Raw genomic sequence first — 18,121 nt, 5'->3', positions numbered from 1 at the left:
CTTCAGTTTCATGCTGAAGCCCGTCGTCAGATGATAAGAAGAGGGCAGTGATGCCTGAATGCATAACAGGAGATGGCCATGAGTAACACGAATTCTGGCTTACTTGGCATCAAAGACATTGTCTTTATGAATGTCATCGCTATTCTGAGTTTGCGGCAAATCCCTAACGTGGCGCCTTACGGGGCATCGGCCATGTTGTTATGGGTGATCGCCGCATTCTGCTTGTTTTTTCCTTTAGCGATGGTATGCGGCGAGCTGTCAACCGGCTGGCCGAAAGATGGCGGGATATTTGTCTGGATTAAAGAGGCATTTGGTAAACGTATTGCATGGATTGTCGTGGTTTGTTTTCTCTTTTCCTGCGTACTGTTTTTCCCATTAATGCTGCAATTCGGCTTTACCGCGTTGGGCTATATGATCGGCGGCGGCCTGGCGGAAAATAAAGCATTTATCGGTATTGGTTCCGCGGTAATTTTCTGGCTATTAACGCTGATGAATATCCGCGGGATGGAATGGACAAAAATTATTAATAGCATCAGCGCCTGGTGCGGCGTATTTATTCCCTCCGCCATCCTCATTTTACTGGCGGTGGTATGGCTATGTACCGGACACCAGATGCAGACGGACTACACTACAGCGAAAAACTGGATTCCGGATCTCGGGCACTGGGATACGATCGTTTTCTTATCCAGCATGATGTTTGCGTTTGCCGGACTGGAGGTCGCCCCGATGATTGCCGGGCGTACCCGTAATCCACAGCGTGATTTTCCGCGAGCGATGGCCGTCTCCGCCGCCGTTATCGTTGGGATCTATATGGTCGGTACCTGGGCGCTAAACACGCTTTTACCCGCCGGGAAAACCGACATTGTGGCAGGCGTCATGCAGGCTATGCATGCTGCTGCGGACACGCTGCATATGCCGTGGTTAATTCCTGTTATGGCCATCTGTATGTTTTTTGGCGCTCTCGGCCAGATTAACTCCTGGCTGGTGGGGCCGATTTATATGCTCCAGGAAGCCTCGCGTGAAGATAATCTGCTGGGGGACCGAATCGGCAAATTACATCCGGTGTGGAAAACGCCCGCCTTTGCCTTGACTGTACAGGCGATTATTGTCACGGTCCTGTGTTTTTCGACTTTTATTTCGCCAAGCGTTGCGGCGGCTTACTGGATGTTAACGGCGCTAACGACCATCACCTATTTTATTCCTTATCTGGTGATGTTCCCGGCGTTCTGGCGTTTACGTAAGACTCAGCCGGATACGCCAAGAAGTTTTAAAATTCCGGGCAAGGTTTTACCGGCTATTTTACCCGCGCTGGGCTTTCTTTCTATCGCCTTTGCCGTTGCGCTGTTATTTATTCCGCCTTCTCAAATTGATATGGGCGGATATTTCCAGTACGCCGGGAAAATTATTGGCGGAGCCGTGCTGGCGGTTGTCGTCGCGGAGTACATTTACCATCGGGCGCAGAAACGTAATGCCCGTTTAAGCATGGCGGGAGGAAAATAAAATGTATATGCCAGTTCTGGAAATAAATCTACGCAAGCTGGAAGAAAACGCCCGCACGGAAAAAGCTCTGCTGGCAAGTAGCGGTATTGACGTGATGGCTGTCAATAAAGTTTTTGACGGCTGCGTGGAAACCGCGCAGGCGGTATTCAACGGCGGAATTACCGTTATTGCTGAATCACGAACCTATAATTTGAAAAAAATACGCGAGACAGGATGTACAACCTGCCTGTTACGCAGCCCGTGTCTGAGTGAAATCGAAGATGTGGTGCGCTACGCGGATATTAGTTTAAATAGCGAGCCGGTGGTATTACGGGCATTATCGCAAGAAGCCCAACGCCAGGGGAAAACGCATCAGGTATTACTGATGGTGGATATGGGCGATTTACGCGAGGGTATCTGGTTTGGTGAATATCAACGCATTCTTGAGACCGTGACTCTGATTACTGGTCTGCCCGGTCTGGAATTATATGGACTGGGCACCAACTTTAATTGTTACGGCACCGTGTTGCCAACGGTAAAAAATGGCGAGGATTTTCTGGCGCTGGCCGCCCGGCTGGAAGCCGACAGCGGTATTCCTGTCCGGCGGCTTTCTGCGGGAAACTGCACCAGCTATCACCTGCTGGATAAAGGTATCTGGCCGCAGGGGCTGAATCATCTGCGCATCGGCGGACTGCATGAATTCGGCATTGAATATGTGGACATGAAATACCTGAATGAATTTCACCACTCCGCAAAACCGGTCGATAAAGCCTGTTCCGATATGTATATCCTGGAAGCGGAAATCATCGAACTGAACAGTAAACCGACTGTCCCGGTCGGGGAGCTGGGCGTCGATGCCTTTTTGCAAAGTAAAACCTTTGTCGATCGTGGCATACGCCGACGCGCATTGCTGGCGTTTGGTCGTCAGGATGTGCCGTCGGATAACTGTGTGCCATGCGACGACGCTATCACTATCTTAGGGCAAACCAGCGATCATACGCTGGTGGATATTGAAGATTGTCGTCAGTCGCTAAAAGTAGGCGATGTGGTTCGCTTTGAGCTGGATTATACGGGCCTGTTAATGGCCTGCCAGACCAAAGGCGTCGCCTGGAGGTTTACGCGTTAACGCATAACCGCCGCGGCTATGTCGCGGCGGCATCTTTGACCTCATGAAAGACAGGGAGTAACGATGGATACCCTGCAACAATCTCCGCCAGCAGAGCCTGAAGGCGGTCTGCGGCGTAACCTGAAGAAGCGGCACCTGCTGATGATGTCGCTGGGCGGCACGATTGGCACCGGCTTATTTATCGGCATTGCCGAACCGTTAAGCAGCGTCGGGCCGGCGGGAACCTTACTGGCCTATCTGTTTGCCGGAACCATTATGCTGGCGACGATGATGTGTCTTGGCGAATTATCATGCGCCTTTCCTCACTCCGGTTCATTTCAACATTACGCGCTGATGTTTATGCCGTCACCTTGCTGGAGCTATACCATTGGCTGGCTTTACTGGTTTAGCTGGGTCTTTTCCCTAGCAGCCGACCTCACTGCCGCAGGGTTTATTGCTCACCAGTTTTTCCCCGCGGTTCCGGTATATATGTTCTGCCTGGCGATTCTGCTCATCCTGACGGCCATCAATCTTACCTCCGCAAAAAGTTTTGGCGAATGCGAATACTGGCTTTCGGCCATTAAGGTCTTCGCGATCGTGCTGTTTATCTGCGCGGGCGGGGTCATGATCTACTCGCTAATGGGCCATAGCGACTGGCACCCGACATTAAAAGCAGACGGAATGTGGTTTCCCCACGGTTGGGAGCAAATTGTGGTCTGTATGACGATCGTGATTTACTCCTTCCAGGGGGTGGAACTGGTAGGAAATGCGGCAGGGGAGACCGAATCGCCGCACATTATTTTACCGAAAGTGATCCTGGGGATCGGTCTCAGAATCATTTTGTTTTACGGCCTGGCGATTGCGGTGCTGGCGCTGGTCTATCCGCATGAACTGACGCCAAATGGACAAAGCCCCTTTGTATGGGTATTCTCCCACGCGGGCATTCCGGGGGCGGATACGCTGATGACGCTGGTGATCTTTTCCGCCGCGGTTTCTGCCGCTAACTCGGCCATTTACGCCAGTTCGCGTATGCTGTGGTCTATGGCGGGCGATCGCTTTGCGCCAGCCTGCTTTGGTAAAACGAACGGCGGCGGCGTGCCGGTGTATGCTATTTTAATCACGGCCTTGTTGGCGTTGGTGTCGTTGCTGACCCGCTATATTCCCGCACAGCAATTTTATTTATATCTGATCGCCAGTACCGGGCAGGTGGGTTGCCTGGCATGGATAACCATCGGATGGTGCCAGTATCGTTTCCGACAATCGGTGCGTAATGGAACGTACGCCAGCGATTTGCTACGCTATCGATCGCCGCTTTTCCCCTGGACGGCCCGATTTGTCATTATCACCAATTTTGCCATTATGGTCGGCACCTGGTTTAGTGAGCAAGGGGTAGTGATAATGTTGGTTGAGCTGGCTTTTATGATAGGGATTCTTTTGTCATGGTATCTCTTCAGACCCACTTTGAGCCGATTACGTAACACAGTGGGATGAACGGCGCTCGTAAACGGTAAGAGAACATGAAACGACTCATTGTAGGAATTAGCGGCGCCAGCGGAGCGATTTATGGCGTGCGCTTATTACAAATTTTGCGCGATGTCGATAGCGTGGAAACGCATCTGGTGATGAGCCAGGCGGCCCGGCAAACGCTGGCGCTGGAGACCCATTTTTCGCTGCGCGAGGTGCAGGCGCTGGCCGATGTGACACACGATGCGCGCGACATTGCCGCCAGCATTTCCTCGGGCTCTTACCCGACGGCGGGAATGGTTATCTTGCCCTGTTCGATTAAAACGCTGTCGGGGATTGTCCACAGTTATACTGACGGACTGCTTACCCGCGCGGCGGATGTGATATTAAAAGAGCGGCGACCTCTGGTGCTGTGTGTGCGTGAAACGCCGCTGCATATCGGGCATTTGCGTTTAATGACCCAGGCCGCTGAGATAGGCGCGGTGATTATGCCGCCGGTTCCGGCTTTTTACCATCTTCCTCAGACGTTAGATGATGTTATAAATCAAACGGTTAACCGAGTTTTGGATCAGTTTGATATCCCCCTTCCGCACGATCTTTTTGTTCGCTGGCAGGGCGCATAGCGTTGTCTGTTTAGCGTGCATTATTGTCCCTGTTGCCCTGTTTCAGGGCAATTTTGTAACCGCGATCATATCCTCAACATTTAATTCGTTAAAAGCCGCCGAAACGCTGCGGTTCAACCGTCATACCTGCTATCTTCAACATCAGGACAATATTGCAACGTTTTATTAACAAATTTAACGTCGAATCGTTTTGTTGACGTGAAAATGGCATAAGACCTGCATGAAAAAGTCTGCAAACACACAACACCACGTAAAACATAAGAAAATGACGCCACTTGAGGGGTATGTATGAAGAAGACCGTTCTCGCTTTGTCTTTGCTGATAGGTCTGGGCGCGACGGCGGCCAGTTACGCCGCGCTCCCGCAAACGGTTCGTATTGGAACAGATACCACCTACGCGCCTTTCTCATCAAAAGATGCCAAAGGCGAGTTTATTGGCTTTGATATCGATCTCGGTAATGAAATGTGTAAGCGTATGCAGGTGAAATGTACCTGGGTCGCCAGCGACTTTGATGCGCTTATTCCCTCACTAAAAGCAAAAAAAATTGATGCCATTATTTCATCGCTCTCTATCACCGATAAACGCCAGCAAGAAATTGCGTTTTCCGACAAACTTTACGCGGCGGATTCACGCCTGATTGCGGCAAAAGGGTCTCCCATTCAGCCGACGCTGGAATCGCTGAAAGGCAAGCATGTCGGCGTGCTGCAAGGGTCCACGCAAGAGGCTTACGCCAATGATAACTGGCGCACAAAAGGTGTGGATGTGGTGGCTTATGCCAACCAGGATCTTATCTATTCCGATTTAACTGCCGGTCGTCTGGATGCCGCATTACAGGATGAAGTCGCCGCCAGCGAAGGTTTCCTGAAGCAGCCAGCGGGCAAAGAGTATGCGTTTGCCGGTCCTTCCGTGAAGGATAAAAAATATTTTGGCGACGGGACGGGGGTTGGGCTGCGCAAAGACGATACCGAGCTAAAAGCCGCGTTTGATAAAGCGCTGACCGAACTGCGCCAGGACGGAACTTACGACAAAATGGCCAAAAAGTACTTCGATTTTAATGTCTACGGCGATTGAGGGAAGGGGATAACGCGCCGCGCCGGGGAACTATCACGGTGCAAAATAGATGTTTTGCACCTTTTTGGTGCATAAGCCGTTGCGGAACAGGCGCATAAATGCATACTTAATCGATTTTTATGCAAAATAAACCGGCTGACAAGGTAGAATGCTTTGCCTTGTCGGCCTGATTAATGGCACGATAGTCGCATCGGATCTGTAAAGATCTCCTGGAAAGACAGACTGTTGAGGATAGTTATGAAAAAACTGGCGTTATCCCTTTCTCTGGTGCTGGCATTTTCCAGCGCTACCGCAGCATTTGCCGCTATTCCACAAAAGATTCGTATCGGTACCGATCCTACATACGCACCGTTTGAATCCAAAAATGCACAAGGTGAATTGGTCGGCTTTGATATCGATCTGGCCAAAGAGCTGTGCAAACGTATCAACACACAGTGTACGTTCGTGGAAAACCCGCTGGATGCGCTGATTCCGTCTTTAAAAGCGAAGAAAATTGATGCCATCATGTCCTCGCTGTCCATCACTGAAAAGCGCCAGCAGGAAATCGCGTTTACCGACAAGCTTTACGCCGCTGATTCCCGTCTGGTGGTGGCGAAGAACTCTGATATTCAGCCAACCGTCGCGTCGCTGAAAGGCAAGCGCGTCGGCGTGCTACAGGGGACGACGCAGGAGACCTTCGGCAATGAGCACTGGGCGCCGAAAGGGATTGAGATCGTCTCTTACCAGGGGCAGGACAACATTTATTCCGATCTGACGGCGGGTCGTATTGATGCGGCGTTCCAGGATGAGGTCGCGGCCAGCGAAGGTTTCCTTAAACAGCCCGTCGGAAAAGACTATAAATTCGGCGGCCCGGCGGTGAAAGATGAGAAGTTATTCGGCGTAGGAACCGGTATGGGGCTGCGCAAAGAGGATAACGAGCTGCGCGAAGCGCTGAACAAAGCCTTTGCTGAAATGCGTGCTGACGGTACTTACGAAAAGCTGGCGAAAAAGTACTTTGATTTTGATGTTTATGGCGGTTAATCACCGTCGGTGCAGATAAAGCCCAAAGAATGTTGACTGTCTGCATTGCCTGATGGCGCTGTGCATGTCAGGCCTACGGAGCATCGTAGGCCTGACAAGGCATAGCCGCCATCCGGCGTGATGTGAGGCAAAAATGCAAAAGAGGCTTCTTACTTCACCATACACAACAGGACAGGCTGCATGTTGTACGGGTTTTCAGGCGTAATTTTACAGGGCGCGATCGTCACGCTGGAACTGGCGCTCAGTTCCGTGGTGCTGGCCGTGCTTATCGGTCTTGTCGGCGCGGGGGCGAAGCTTTCGCAAAACCGGGTAACGGGGCTTATTTTTGAAGGATACACCACCCTGATTCGCGGGGTGCCGGATCTGGTCTTAATGCTGCTGATATTTTACGGATTGCAAATCGCGCTTAACGTGGTGACCGATTCGCTGGGTATCGACCAGATAGATATTGATCCGATGGTGGCCGGTATTATCACCCTTGGTTTCATCTACGGCGCCTATTTTACCGAAACCTTTCGCGGCGCGTTTATGGCGGTGCCGAAAGGCCATATCGAGGCGGCGACGGCCTTTGGTTTTACCCACGGGCAAACCTTCCGGCGGATTATGTTCCCGGCGATGATGCGTTACGCCCTGCCGGGGATCGGCAATAACTGGCAGGTGATACTCAAAGCGACGGCGCTGGTGTCGCTGCTGGGCCTGGAAGATGTCGTCAAAGCCACGCAGCTTGCCGGTAAAAGCACCTGGGAGCCTTTCTATTTTGCCGTGGTCTGTGGACTTATCTACCTGGTATTTACCACCGTTTCCAATGGTGTGCTGCTCTTACTTGAGCGTCGCTATTCCGTGGGCGTGAAGAGGGCCGATTTGTGATTGAGATCATTCAGGAGTACTGGAAATCCCTGCTGTGGACGGATGGCTATCGTTTTACCGGCGTGGCGATTACGCTGTGGCTGTTAATTTCATCGGTGGTGATGGGCGGTCTTCTGGCGGTGATTCTGGCGGTAGGTCGCGTTTCCAGTAATAAATTCATCCGTTTTCCCATCTGGCTGTTTACGTATATTTTTCGCGGCACACCGCTGTACGTACAGCTACTGGTGTTCTATTCGGGGATGTATACGCTGGAGATAGTCAAAGGCACCGATCTTCTTAACGCGTTTTTCCGCAGCGGACTGAACTGTACCGTACTGGCGCTGACGCTGAATACCTGCGCGTACACCACGGAAATTTTCGCCGGGGCGATTCGCTCGGTGCCGCACGGTGAAATTGAAGCGGCACGGGCCTATGGCTTCTCGTCATTTAAAATGTATCGCTGCATTATTTTGCCGTCGGCATTACGCATCGCCTTGCCTGCCTACAGCAACGAAGTGATTTTAATGCTGCACTCTACGGCGCTGGCGTTTACCGCGACGGTGCCGGATTTGTTGAAAATCGCCCGCGATATTAACTCAGCGACTTACCAGCCGTTTACCGCGTTTGGCATTGCCGCCGTGTTGTATTTACTCATTTCGTATGTCCTGATAAGCCTGTTCCGTCGGGCGGAAAGACGCTGGTTGCAGCACGTGTCCTCTAAATAATTCGAGTAACATGATGTCAGAAAATAAATTACACGTTATCGATTTGCACAAACGCTACGGCGGTCATGAAGTGCTGAAAGGGGTATCGCTGCAGGCCCGCGCCGGAGATGTGATTAGCATCATCGGCTCGTCCGGCTCCGGTAAAAGCACTTTTTTGCGCTGTATTAACTTCCTCGAAAAACCGAGCGAAGGCGCGATTATCGTGAACGGTCAGAACATTAATCTGGTGCGCGACAAAGACGGGCAGCTCAAAGTGGCGGATAAAAATCAGCTACGCTTGTTGCGTACCCGCCTGACGATGGTGTTTCAGCACTTTAACCTCTGGAGCCACATGACGGTGCTGGAAAATGTGATGGAAGCGCCGATTCAGGTACTGGGATTAAGCAAGCACGACGCGCGCGAGCGGGCGTTGAAATATCTGGCGAAGGTGGGGATTGATGAGCGCGCTCAGGGCAAATATCCCGTCCATCTCTCCGGCGGCCAACAGCAGCGCGTTTCTATTGCGCGCGCGCTGGCGATGGAACCTGACGTTTTACTGTTCGATGAACCTACTTCGGCGCTCGATCCTGAACTGGTCGGCGAAGTGTTGCGCATCATGCAACAACTGGCGGAAGAAGGCAAAACGATGGTGGTGGTCACGCATGAAATGGGCTTCGCTCGCCATGTCTCTTCGCACGTTATTTTTCTGCATCAGGGGAAAATTGAAGAAGAGGGCGATCCGGAGCAGGTGTTCGGCAATCCGCAAAGCCCGCGTTTACAGCAATTCCTGAAAGGCTCGCTGAAATAAAAGAAGCCCGGCGGCGCATCGCTTACCGGGCAGGATACGGCGCTTTGGGAACTAGCGAATCACATCCGCCAGCGCCTCTTCTAAATCATACCAGCGAAATGCGAATCCGGCGGCTTCAAGCCGTTTTGGCAGCGCCCGCTGTCCGCCCAGCACCAGCACTGACGACTCTCCCATCAATAAGCGAATTGCCGTCGCCGGAATGCGAATAATCGCTGGACGGCGCAGCGCGCGACCCAGCGCATGAGCAAAATGCTCATTATGGACGGGATACGGCGAGACCATATTGAAGGGACCGCGAAGATCGTTATCCAGCAGCCACAGAATGCCGTTGACCATATCGTCGATGTGAATCCAGGCCAGATATTGCCGACCATTACCCACCGGACCGCCAAGTCCGAGGCGAAACGGCGGAACCATTTTCCCCAGAATCCCGCCTTGCGGCGCCAGGACAACGCCGGTACGCAGCAGGCAGACGCGGGTCTGGTCGCTCTGCGCACGACAGGCAATCTGTTCCCAGCGGGCGCAAAGTTTATGCGTAAATTCGTTGTGCGGCGGCTCATCTTCAGTGACGACAACGTCGCCCAGATCGCCGTAATAGCCCGTGGCGGAGCCGGATATCAACACCGAGGGCGGCGTTGCGCTGGCATGAATTAAATCCACCAACTTTTGCGTGATAGCCCAGCGGCTTTGGCACAACCGTTCTTTTTGTTGCGACGTCCAGCGCTTGTCGGCAATCGGTTCGCCCGCCAGATTGATGATGGCATCAATCTCATTGAGGTGCTCACGTTCCGCCAGCCCTTTCCATAATGTCACTCTGGAATCGAGAATCTGACGCGCGTTATCGGGATTGCGCGTAACGACCGTCACCTGGTGCCCCAGTGTTAACAGCCGGGGAATGAGATGACGCCCTATCAGGCCCGTACCGCCGGTAATCAGAATCTGCATATGACCTCCAGAGTAGGGAGGATTTCCTCTTCCCTAATGTCAGGTTTTTAATACGAATAAGGGTGCCGGACGCAGGTTTTTTCCGTGTATACACCTCTACATCATACATGATGTATGCTACCGCGTTACGCTTTCGTACTGTTACAGTGCAGTTGCGCTTGTAACAGTGCGCGCGCTGTCGCAGGACGCGTGCGAATGCGTTCAAACCAGTTATACACCGCCGGGTAGCTATCAAGATCGATTCGCTGACGCTGATGTGCGTTAACCCATGGCCAACTGGCGATATCCGCAATACTGTAGTGGTCGCCGCCCAGCCACGGGGAGGTTTCCAGGCGTTTATTCAGGACGTTGTATAAGCGTTGCGTTTCAACCTGATAGCGTTCAATCGCATAGGGGATGGCCTGCGGCGCAAAATGGTTAAAGTGATGATTCTGGCCCAGCATCGGCCCTAACCCGCCGACCTGCCAGAACAGCCATTGCAGCGTGGTATGGCGTTCACGCAGCTCCCCGCTAAGCAGTTTGCCGCTTTTTTCCGCCAGGTAGAGAAGAATTTCGCCGGATTCAAAAAGACTAAGCGGTTGACCGCCGTCTGCCGGGGCGTGATCGACGATGGCAGGAATTTTATTATTGGGAGAGATAGCCAAAAAATCAGGGCGAAACTGATTGCCCTTGCTGATATCTACTTTTAGCAAACGATACGCCAGCTCCGCCTCTTCCAGAAACAGCGTTATTTTATGCCCGTTGGGCGTGGGGGCGTAGTAAAGGTCAATCATTTTGGCTCCTGCATGTGCGTAAAGAGTCTGGGCTGAATTAAGTATAGAAAGCCTCCTGATGTGTGTGAGTTTTCATCAGGTGACAGCAGGCGAAAGACGCTATATTTTGGGAAGAAACTTAATACGCCCTCAAGAGGACATTATGAGTAAGCCTGTTATTGTGCTGTGGTCGGATGCGAACTTTTTCTCTCCCTACGTCTTGTCCGCCTGGGTGGCATTACAAGAAAAAGGGCTTTCCTTTACTCTGAAAACCCGCGATCTGGACCAGGGAGAACATCTGCAACCTGGCTGGCGGGGATATGCGCTGACGCAGCGCGTACCGGTGCTTGAGGCCGACAATTTTGAGTTGAGCGAGTCGTCCGCTATTGCGGAATACCTGGAGGAGCGTTTCGCGCCGCCGCAGTGGGAGCGTATCTACCCGCACGATTTACAAAAACGCGCCCGCGCGCGACAGATTCAGGCGTGGCTACGCAGCGATTTACTGCCGCTTCGCGAAGAACGGCCTACCGACGTGGTGTTTGCCGGGGCGAAAAAAGCGCCGCTAAGCGAGGCTGGAAAAGCCAGCGCGGCAAAACTGTTTGCGACGGCTGAAGCGCTATTGGGGCAGGGGACGCAAAATTTATTTGGTGAATGGTGCATTGCCGATACCGATCTGGCATTGATGATCAATCGTCTGGCGCTGCATGGCGATGACGTGCCGGCGTCGCTGGCGGCGTATGCGACATTCCAGTGGCAGCGTGCTTCCGTACAGCGTTTTATTGCGCTTTCCTCGAAGCGTTCAGGCTGAAAATCTATTCATATTCCAGTATCATAACGCCGTTTTTCACAACGAGGAGTGAGCGATGAAACTGATGTTCGCATCGGACATTCATGGTTCTTTACCCGCCACGGAACGCGTGCTTGAGCGGTTCGCGCAAAGCGGCGCGCGTTGGCTGGTGATATTAGGCGATGTCCTTAACCACGGGCCGCGAAATGCGCTGCCTGAAGGCTATGCGCCCGCCCAGGTCGCCGAACGCCTGAACGCGGTGGCGACGCAAATCATTGCCGTGCGCGGCAACTGCGATAGCGAAGTGGATCAGATGCTGCTGCATTTCCCGATAACTGCGCCGTGGCAGCAAATATTGACGCAAGAGAGGCGGCTATTTTTAACGCATGGGCACCTCTTCGGGCCGACGAATCTGCCCGCTCTGCATACTGGCGATGTGTTGGTTTATGGTCATACGCATCTGCCGGTGGCGCAACAGCAGGAAGGACTGTATCACTTTAATCCTGGGTCAGTGAGCATCCCAAAAGGCGGGTATGCAGCAAGCTACGGTATTCTGGATGATAATGTGTTGAGCGTAATCGCACTCAATGATCAAAGTATCATTGCGCAGGTTGCAATTAACTCGTAATTTACCTCACAAACGTAAATGCGCCGTAAGAGCGCCAGAAATAAGAAGGTTTCCTGATGGTGGAACAGCGTCGTTTGGCAAGTACGGAATGGGTGGATATTGTGAATGAAGACAATGAAGTCATTGCACAGTCCAGCCGGGAACAGATGCGTGCGCAACGCTTACGGCATCGTGCGACGTATATCGTCGTTCATGATGGTATGGGTAAAATTCTGGTGCAGCGTCGTACCGAAACAAAAGATTTTTTGCCCGGTATGTTAGATGCTACCGCAGGCGGCGTGGTCCAGGCTGATGAGCAGCTACTGGAATCTGCCCGCCGCGAAGCGGAAGAAGAGTTGGGTATTGCAGGCGTGCCGTTTGCCGAACACGGTCTGTTTTACTTTGAAGACCAACATTGCCGGGTTTGGGGCGCGCTGTTTAGCTGCGTTTCCCACGGGCCTTTCGCGCTTCAGGAAGATGAAGTCAGCGAAGTGTGTTGGCTGACTCCGGAGGAGATCACCGCGCGCTGTGATGAGTTTACGCCAGATTCGCTCAAAGCGCTGGCGCTGTGGATGACCCGCAACGCCAAAAACGAAGCCGCGCTCCAGGAGAAACCGGAAGAGACGGAATAAGCGTTTTAGCAGCTTTCCCGCATACATAAACTGGAGGCGATGGATTTTCGATCGCTCCAGTTTCCCTGATTTAACCTTTCCAACAGCGCCCGTCCGGCTTCACTGCCAATCTTACGGTGCGGTACGGCCATGGTGGTTAACGGCGGCTGGCAGACCCGGCTGACATCGCTATCGCCAAACCCGACCACCGCTAAATCGTCCGGAACTTTGATCCGCCGTCGTTGGCACTCGTATAACGCGCCGCAGGCCAGCTCATCCGATACGCATACCAGCGCGTCCAGCTCCGGCCACGCCAGTAAAAACTCCGGCAGTTGCGACGCGCCGGTAGAAAAATTGGGCGGCAAGGCGGCATTAATCACCCGGTTTGGCGACATATGGTGGCGAAGCATCGCTTTGTACCAGCCGTGCAGATGTTGCTGAAAAATCCACTGCTCCTGATTGGCGCATAGTAGCCCGATATTCTGATAACCGCGCTGAATCAGCATTTCCGTCAGCTCATACATTGCCGCAACGTTATCAATACCGATATTCATATCAATAGGATCGCTGCGAATCGCGCCCATCTCCATCACCGGGATAGAGGCATTTTTCAGCCACTGGCGCACGGTAGTGCTATGTTCGACGCTAAGCAGAATCGCCGCGGCAATGTTGGAGGCCAGCAGCGTTTCGAGCAGCTTCTCCTCTTGTTCCACGCGATGCTGCGATTCCGCCAGCATTATCTGGTAGCCTGCGGGCTGTAAAATTTGTTGCAGCCCGGCGAACATTTCAGAACACCCCGCTTCCGCAAGGTTCGGTACGACCATCGCGATGGTATGCGAGGAGGCAGACGCCAACGCGCTGGCGGCGAGATTAGGCATATAGCCCAGCTCATGCACTGCCGCTTCGATTTTTTCCCGGAGTTTATCAGAGACCTGTTCCGGCGTGCGTAAGGCTCGTGATACGGTCATCGTGCCTACACCGGCAAGTTGGGCTACATCGGCGATAGTCACTTTACCGGTACTGCGCCGTTTACGGGGTATCGACATACAAATTCCTGCGTCATTACAACATGTTGAGATGCTTTTTTATTGTCGTTCTTTGCTTCGCATGACTGGCAGTATACGCCTTAAATCCGCTTTTTTGCTGTGATTTCACACCATGATTTTAATTTGATAGCGCTATCACAATTCTGAGTAATAGTCGCTGGTAGCGCTATCTTTGTGATAACGATCGCAGCTAATATCGAATGGCTTGAATAAAGTTTGTTCATAATTTCATACACCGTGGGGGCGAATAACATGCTGGGAACCTGGTTATCTGACGCAACCATCACGCTACAGGAGAGCGTGGAAACGTGGCCGCAGGCGCTGGAAATTTGCGGCAAACCCCTGCTGGACGCAGGTGTTATCGCACCGGAATACATTACGGCGATTGTTCAGCAGCACCAAAAGCTTGGGCCGTATTATGTATTAGCGCCAGGGTTAGCGATGCCGCATGCGAGGCCGGAAGAGGGGGCGAAAGGGTTAGGTTTATCGTTACTGAAACTACAGCGCGGCGTTTCATTTGGCGCAGACGAATTTGATCCGGTTGACATCATTATTATGCTGGCGGCGCCTGATAAGCACAGTCATATCGAAATGATATCGGCGCTGGCGGAATTATTTTCCAGTGATGTAGATATGGAAAAATTACATCAGGCAAAAAACCTGGAGGACATTAAAACGATTATTGACCGTTTCTGATTTTACTCCATTTTCTTGCGGTAAATAACATTACGCCCGTGCGTGATGCAGACCAACTCTACTTTTAAAAGGTGACAATAATGAAAATCATGGCAATTTGCGGTTCCGGCCTGGGTAGTAGTTTTATGGTAGAAATGAACATTAAAAAAGTATTAAAGAAACTCAATATTGACGCTGAAGTGGAACACTCCGATCTCTCATCGGCCACGCCCGGGGCTGCCGATCTTTTTGTAATGGCCAAAGATATCGCGGCCAGCGCCAGCGTACCGGAAAGCCAACTGGTGGTGATCAATAACATCATCGACATCAACGAACTGGAAACGCAGCTGCGCGCATGGTTCGCTAAACAATAATTATTGCTGGCGAGGTGGATATGTTTATCCTTGAAACGCTGAATTTTGTTGTTGATATTTTAAAAGTGCCATCGGTGCTTGTAGGGTTAATTGCGCTGATTGGTCTGGTGGCGCAGAAAAAAGCGTTTTCCGATGTGGTAAAAGGCACGATTAAAACCATTTTAGGTTTTATTGTGCTTGGCGGCGGCGCAACCGTACTGGTGGGTTCATTAAATCCGCTAGGGGGTATGTTTGAACACGCTTTTAATATTCAGGGCATTATTCCTAATAATGAAGCGATAGTTTCAATCGCGCTGGAGAAATATGGCGCGTCCACGGCGTTAATTATGGCATTTGGTATGGTGGCCAATATTGTCGTGGCGCGCTTTACGCGTCTTAAATATATCTTTTTGACCGGGCATCACACCTTTTACATGGCCTGTATGATTGGCGTAATCCTGACCGTGGCGGGGTTTGAGGGCGTAGGGCTGGTCTTCACCGGATCGCTAATCCTGGGGCTGGTGATGGCCTTCTTCCCGGCGTTGGCCCAACGTTATATGAGGCGGATTACCGGTACCGATGACATTGCGTTTGGTCACTTCGGTACCCTGGGATATGTGCTTTCCGGCTGGATTGGCAGCCTGTGTGGTAAAGGCTCCCGCTCCACGGAAGAGATGAACCTGCCGAAAAACCTCAGTTTTTTACGCGACAGTTCTATCTCGATTTCGCTGACCATGATGATTATCTATCTGATCATGGCAGTCAGCGCAGGGCGTGAGTATGTCGAAGCGACGTTTAGCGGCGGGCAAAACTATCTGGTGTACGCCATCATCATGGCAATCACCTTCGCCGCCGGCGTATTCATCATTCTGCAAGGCGTCCGTCTGATTCTGGCGGAAATTGTTCCGGCCTTTACCGGATTTTCAGAAAAACTGGTGCCAAACGCGCGTCCGGCGCTGGACTGCCCGGTGGTGTATCCCTATGCCCCTAACGCGGTACTGATTGGCTTCCTGTTCAGTTTTCTCGGTGGGCTGGTGGGTCTGTTCCTGCTTGGACAGATGAAGCTTGTGTTGATCCTGCCAGGCGTTGTGCCGCACTTCTTTACCGGCGCGACCGCAGGCGTCTTTGGCAATGCCACCGGCGGTCGCCGCGGGGCGATGATCGGCGCATTTGCTAATGGTCTATTAATCACTTTCCTGCCAGTGCTTTTACTGCCGGTTCTCGGCGCGATCGGCTTCGCCAATACCACGTTCTCGGATGCTGACTTTGGCGTAATCGGTATTTTGCTGGGCAACCTGGCGCGTTATCTGTCGCCGATGGCTATCACGGGGCTGGTGGTGGCGCTATTCGCGCTACTGGTGGCGTACAACGTGTTGGCCAAAAACAAAAAAGCGACTGCCGAAGTGCAGGAAAATAGCGGAGCGAAAGAATGAACGTAACCGAAATCACCCAACTGGCGCGCGACATTCGCGTCGCCACGCTCAAATCCTTAAACCATCTTGGCTTTGGTCACTATGGCGGCAGCATGTCGGTAGTGGAAACTCTGGCGGTTCTGTACGGCGCGGTGATGAAAATCGACCCTGCCGACCCGGACTGGCCGGAGCGCGATTACTTCGTACTGTCGAAAGGCCATGCGGGCCCCGCGTTGTACAGTACCCTGGCGATTAAAGGCTATTTCCCGCGCGAAGAGCTGAATACGCTTAACCAGAACGGCACCCGTCTTCCCAGTCATCCGGATCGGCTAAAAACGCGCGGCGTGGACGCCACGACCGGCTCACTGGGACAGGGCATCTCTATTGCGGGCGGAATGGCGTTGTCGCATAAACTGGCGCGGCGACCCAACCGGGTATTTTGCATTGTCGGCGATGGGGAGCTGAATGAAGGGCAGTGCTGGGAGGCGTTTCAGTTTATTGCCCACCACCGCCTGAATAATCTGACCGTTTTCATTGACTGGAATAAACAGCAGCTTGACGGCGAGCTGAAGGAGATTATCAATCCGTTCGATCTGGAAGGGAAATTCCGCGCGTTTGGTTTCGATGTCGTCACCGTCAAAGGCGATGATATCGCCGGACTACTGGCGGTGGTTCAGCCTGTGCCGCCCGCCGATGCCCAGCCACGGGTAGTGATCCTTGACAGCATTAAAGGGCAGGGGGTGCCATGCCTGGAGCAGTTAACGAATTCTCACCACTTACGCCTGACGGATGGCATGAAGCAGACGCTCAATGAGGCCATTCATCAACTGGAGGTCATGCATGATTAAGCTTGCGCCCGCAGGGCTTAAAGACGATATCGAAATGCGCAAAGTTTACGCCGGTTTTGTCGCCGGGCAGATTGAGGCCGGAAGCCCAATTATTGCGCTTGAGGCTGATTTAATGAGCTCAATGGCGATGGACAGCGTGGCGCGTGACTACCCGCAGCATGTCATTAACTGCGGTATTATGGAGGCGAATGTGATTGGCACGGCGGCGGGACTGGCGCTGACCGGTCGCAAACCCTTTGTGCATACTTTTACCGCTTTTGCCAGCCGTCGCTGTTTTGATCAGCTCTTCATGGCGCTGGATTATCAGCGTAACAACGTCAAAGTGATCGCCTCCGATGCCGGAGTGACGGCGTGCCATAACGGCGGCACCCATATGTCTTTTGAAGATATGGGGATTGTTCGCGGGCTGGCGCACTCCGTAGTACTGGAGGTGACGGATGCGGTGATGTTCGCGGATATTTTACGCCAGCTAATGGACCTGGACGGTTTTTACTGGCTGCGTACCATCCGTAAGCAGGCGACGAGTATCTATGCGCCAGGCTCTACCTTTACCATTGGCAAGGGCAACGTACTGCGCGAGGGCGATGATATTACGCTTATCGCCAACGGCATTATGGTGGCGGAGGCGCTGGAGGCGGCGCGCCAACTGGAGCAGGAAGGCGTGAGCGCCGCGGTCATTGATATGTTCACCTTAAAGCCTATCGATCGCATGTTGGTGAAAAACTACGCGGAAAAAACGCGGCGTATCGTCACGTGTGAAAACCACAGCATCCATAATGGACTGGGGTCAGCGGTGGCGGAAGTGCTGGTGGAAAACTGCCCGGTGCCGATGCGCCGTGTTGGCGTCAAAGAGCGTTATGGGCAGGTAGGAACGCAGGATTTCTTACAACAAGAGTACGGACTCACCGCCGAAGCGATTGTAGAAGCCGCGAAATCACTGCTTTAATCATGGAGATATTGCCGGA

General features: G+C 52.6%; 20 protein-coding genes. 17 read left to right on the top strand and 3 right to left on the bottom strand.

Features of this window, described 5'->3' with window-relative positions:
• Nucleotides 1-78: 78 nt before the first annotated feature.
• The 9 genes from ACLD4F_RS07025 (at nt 79) to hisP (ending at nt 9,120) form a co-directional block, all read left to right on the top strand.
• Nucleotides 79-1,500 carry an APC family permease gene (locus tag ACLD4F_RS07025; RefSeq protein WP_000072512.1) on the top strand — a complete coding sequence of 474 codons (1,422 nt, stop codon included), beginning with the start codon at nt 79-81 and terminating at the stop codon, nt 1,498-1,500.
• 1 nt (nt 1,501) lies between these two features.
• Nucleotides 1,502-2,605 (top strand): alanine/ornithine racemase family PLP-dependent enzyme, encoded by a 1,104-nt coding sequence (locus tag ACLD4F_RS07020; protein ID WP_000281907.1) that lies wholly within the window; start codon nt 1,502-1,504, stop codon nt 2,603-2,605.
• Between the two features lie 63 nt (nt 2,606-2,668).
• Nucleotides 2,669-4,075 carry an amino acid permease gene (locus ACLD4F_RS07015; RefSeq protein WP_000380350.1) on the top strand — a complete coding sequence of 469 codons (1,407 nt, stop codon included), beginning with the start codon at nt 2,669-2,671 and terminating at the stop codon, nt 4,073-4,075.
• 26 nt (nt 4,076-4,101) lie between these two features.
• On the top strand, nt 4,102-4,671 hold the full coding sequence (locus tag ACLD4F_RS07010) for a UbiX family flavin prenyltransferase (RefSeq protein ID WP_000825682.1): 570 nt from the start codon (nt 4,102-4,104) through the stop codon (nt 4,669-4,671).
• Between the two features lie 288 nt (nt 4,672-4,959).
• A complete protein-coding gene (argT, locus tag ACLD4F_RS07005; protein WP_000754423.1) occupies nt 4,960-5,742 on the top strand; it encodes a lysine/arginine/ornithine ABC transporter substrate-binding protein ArgT in 783 nt (260 codons plus the stop codon).
• A gap of 237 nt (nt 5,743-5,979) precedes the next feature.
• Complete coding sequence (gene hisJ / locus ACLD4F_RS07000; protein WP_000731868.1) at nt 5,980-6,762, top strand: histidine ABC transporter substrate-binding protein HisJ; 783 nt, start codon at nt 5,980-5,982, stop codon at nt 6,760-6,762.
• A gap of 180 nt (nt 6,763-6,942) precedes the next feature.
• On the top strand, nt 6,943-7,629 hold the full coding sequence (locus tag ACLD4F_RS06995; protein ID WP_000965498.1) for a histidine ABC transporter permease HisQ: 687 nt from the start codon (nt 6,943-6,945) through the stop codon (nt 7,627-7,629).
• Nucleotides 7,626-8,333 (top strand): histidine ABC transporter permease HisM, encoded by a 708-nt coding sequence (gene hisM / locus ACLD4F_RS06990; protein ID WP_000569771.1) that lies wholly within the window; start codon nt 7,626-7,628, stop codon nt 8,331-8,333. The genes ACLD4F_RS06995 and hisM overlap by 4 nt, the downstream gene beginning before the upstream one ends.
• Nucleotides 8,334-8,346: 13 nt before the next feature.
• The gene (hisP, locus tag ACLD4F_RS06985; protein ID WP_001293591.1) at nt 8,347-9,120 is read left to right on the top strand and encodes a histidine ABC transporter ATP-binding protein HisP; all 774 of its coding nucleotides are present in this window, start codon (nt 8,347-8,349) and stop codon (nt 9,118-9,120) included.
• A 51-nt stretch (nt 9,121-9,171) separates the two neighbouring features.
• Here hisP and ACLD4F_RS06980 read toward each other — a convergent pair whose 3' ends face one another.
• Together ACLD4F_RS06980 and yfcG are read right to left on the bottom strand one after the other, a co-directional pair.
• Entirely contained in the window at nt 9,172-10,065 is an 894-nt protein-coding gene (locus ACLD4F_RS06980) for a TIGR01777 family oxidoreductase (RefSeq protein WP_001166274.1), read from the bottom strand.
• Nucleotides 10,066-10,190: 125 nt separating this feature from the next.
• A complete protein-coding gene (gene yfcG, locus ACLD4F_RS06975) occupies nt 10,191-10,838 on the bottom strand; it encodes a GSH-dependent disulfide bond oxidoreductase (protein ID WP_000566561.1) in 648 nt (215 codons plus the stop codon).
• Between the two features lie 142 nt (nt 10,839-10,980).
• On the opposite strand from yfcG, the gene yfcF reads away from it, so the two are divergent.
• From yfcF to yfcD, 3 genes are read left to right on the top strand one after another with little or no spacing between them, the layout of a single operon-like run.
• Nucleotides 10,981-11,625: a glutathione transferase gene (gene yfcF / locus ACLD4F_RS06970; RefSeq protein ID WP_000043010.1), complete on the top strand. Its 645-nt coding sequence runs from the start codon at nt 10,981-10,983 to the stop codon at nt 11,623-11,625.
• 55 nt (nt 11,626-11,680) lie between these two features.
• A complete protein-coding gene (yfcE, locus tag ACLD4F_RS06965) occupies nt 11,681-12,232 on the top strand; it encodes a phosphodiesterase (RefSeq protein WP_000772458.1) in 552 nt (183 codons plus the stop codon).
• Nucleotides 12,233-12,288: 56 nt separating this feature from the next.
• Nucleotides 12,289-12,843: an NUDIX hydrolase YfcD gene (gene yfcD, locus ACLD4F_RS06960; protein WP_000230215.1), complete on the top strand. Its 555-nt coding sequence runs from the start codon at nt 12,289-12,291 to the stop codon at nt 12,841-12,843.
• A gap of 5 nt (nt 12,844-12,848) precedes the next feature.
• Here yfcD and ACLD4F_RS06955 read toward each other — a convergent pair whose 3' ends face one another.
• A complete protein-coding gene (locus tag ACLD4F_RS06955) occupies nt 12,849-13,868 on the bottom strand; it encodes a LacI family DNA-binding transcriptional regulator (RefSeq protein WP_000026949.1) in 1,020 nt (339 codons plus the stop codon).
• Nucleotides 13,869-14,120: 252 nt separating this feature from the next.
• Here ACLD4F_RS06955 and ACLD4F_RS06950 point away from each other — a divergent pair, with 252 nt between their 5' ends.
• The 5 genes from ACLD4F_RS06950 to ACLD4F_RS06930 all read left to right on the top strand — a co-directional run bounded on the left by ACLD4F_RS06950 (nt 14,121) and on the right by ACLD4F_RS06930 (nt 18,102).
• The gene (locus ACLD4F_RS06950) at nt 14,121-14,564 is read left to right on the top strand and encodes a PTS sugar transporter subunit IIA (RefSeq protein ID WP_000901810.1); all 444 of its coding nucleotides are present in this window, start codon (nt 14,121-14,123) and stop codon (nt 14,562-14,564) included.
• Between the two features lie 80 nt (nt 14,565-14,644).
• Nucleotides 14,645-14,917, top strand: a complete 273-nt coding sequence (locus ACLD4F_RS06945; RefSeq protein ID WP_000699818.1) for a PTS sugar transporter subunit IIB — start codon at nt 14,645-14,647, stop codon at nt 14,915-14,917.
• Nucleotides 14,918-14,937: 20 nt separating this feature from the next.
• The gene (locus tag ACLD4F_RS06940) at nt 14,938-16,329 is read left to right on the top strand and encodes a PTS ascorbate transporter subunit IIC (RefSeq protein WP_001522266.1); all 1,392 of its coding nucleotides are present in this window, start codon (nt 14,938-14,940) and stop codon (nt 16,327-16,329) included.
• On the top strand, nt 16,326-17,156 hold the full coding sequence (locus ACLD4F_RS06935; protein ID WP_350388249.1) for a transketolase: 831 nt from the start codon (nt 16,326-16,328) through the stop codon (nt 17,154-17,156). The genes ACLD4F_RS06940 and ACLD4F_RS06935 overlap by 4 nt, the downstream gene beginning before the upstream one ends.
• Nucleotides 17,149-18,102, top strand: a complete 954-nt coding sequence (locus ACLD4F_RS06930; protein ID WP_000593035.1) for a transketolase family protein — start codon at nt 17,149-17,151, stop codon at nt 18,100-18,102. Before ACLD4F_RS06935 ends, ACLD4F_RS06930 begins: the two co-directional genes overlap by 8 nt.
• Nucleotides 18,103-18,121 lie beyond the last annotated feature (19 nt).

Origin of the sequence: Salmonella sp. 741265050_HSA (assembly GCF_046569445.1) — a bacterium.
GTDB classification, from domain to species: domain Bacteria; phylum Pseudomonadota; class Gammaproteobacteria; order Enterobacterales; family Enterobacteriaceae; genus Salmonella; species Salmonella enterica.
The sequence above is the reverse complement of the archived record's forward strand: the minus strand, read 5'-3'. Positions and strand labels throughout refer to the sequence as shown.

What these genes read in the sequence shown, in the direction of transcription:
- hisJ (WP_000731868.1), top strand. Translation starts at nt 5,980, where the DNA reads ATGAAAAAACTGGCGTTATCCCTTTCTCTGGTGCTGGCATTTTCCAGC.
- yfcF (WP_000043010.1), top strand. Translation starts at nt 10,981, where the DNA reads ATGAGTAAGCCTGTTATTGTGCTGTGGTCGGATGCGAACTTTTTCTCT.
- yfcD (WP_000230215.1), top strand. Translation starts at nt 12,289, where the DNA reads ATGGTGGAACAGCGTCGTTTGGCAAGTACGGAATGGGTGGATATTGTG.
- ACLD4F_RS06950 (WP_000901810.1), top strand. Translation starts at nt 14,121, where the DNA reads ATGCTGGGAACCTGGTTATCTGACGCAACCATCACGCTACAGGAGAGC.
- hisP (WP_001293591.1), top strand. Translation starts at nt 8,347, where the DNA reads ATGTCAGAAAATAAATTACACGTTATCGATTTGCACAAACGCTACGGC.
- argT (WP_000754423.1), top strand. Translation starts at nt 4,960, where the DNA reads ATGAAGAAGACCGTTCTCGCTTTGTCTTTGCTGATAGGTCTGGGCGCG.
- ACLD4F_RS07010 (WP_000825682.1), top strand. Translation starts at nt 4,102, where the DNA reads ATGAAACGACTCATTGTAGGAATTAGCGGCGCCAGCGGAGCGATTTAT.
- yfcG (WP_000566561.1), bottom strand. Translation starts at nt 10,838, where the DNA reads ATGATTGACCTTTACTACGCCCCCACGCCCAACGGGCATAAAATAACG.
- ACLD4F_RS06930 (WP_000593035.1), top strand. Translation starts at nt 17,149, where the DNA reads ATGATTAAGCTTGCGCCCGCAGGGCTTAAAGACGATATCGAAATGCGC.
- ACLD4F_RS06945 (WP_000699818.1), top strand. Translation starts at nt 14,645, where the DNA reads ATGAAAATCATGGCAATTTGCGGTTCCGGCCTGGGTAGTAGTTTTATG.
- ACLD4F_RS06995 (WP_000965498.1), top strand. Translation starts at nt 6,943, where the DNA reads ATGTTGTACGGGTTTTCAGGCGTAATTTTACAGGGCGCGATCGTCACG.
- ACLD4F_RS07025 (WP_000072512.1), top strand. Translation starts at nt 79, where the DNA reads ATGAGTAACACGAATTCTGGCTTACTTGGCATCAAAGACATTGTCTTT.
- ACLD4F_RS06940 (WP_001522266.1), top strand. Translation starts at nt 14,938, where the DNA reads ATGTTTATCCTTGAAACGCTGAATTTTGTTGTTGATATTTTAAAAGTG.
- ACLD4F_RS06935 (WP_350388249.1), top strand. Translation starts at nt 16,326, where the DNA reads ATGAACGTAACCGAAATCACCCAACTGGCGCGCGACATTCGCGTCGCC.
- ACLD4F_RS07015 (WP_000380350.1), top strand. Translation starts at nt 2,669, where the DNA reads ATGGATACCCTGCAACAATCTCCGCCAGCAGAGCCTGAAGGCGGTCTG.
- ACLD4F_RS07020 (WP_000281907.1), top strand. Translation starts at nt 1,502, where the DNA reads ATGTATATGCCAGTTCTGGAAATAAATCTACGCAAGCTGGAAGAAAAC.
- ACLD4F_RS06980 (WP_001166274.1), bottom strand. Translation starts at nt 10,065, where the DNA reads ATGCAGATTCTGATTACCGGCGGTACGGGCCTGATAGGGCGTCATCTC.
- ACLD4F_RS06955 (WP_000026949.1), bottom strand. Translation starts at nt 13,868, where the DNA reads ATGTCGATACCCCGTAAACGGCGCAGTACCGGTAAAGTGACTATCGCC.
- yfcE (WP_000772458.1), top strand. Translation starts at nt 11,681, where the DNA reads ATGAAACTGATGTTCGCATCGGACATTCATGGTTCTTTACCCGCCACG.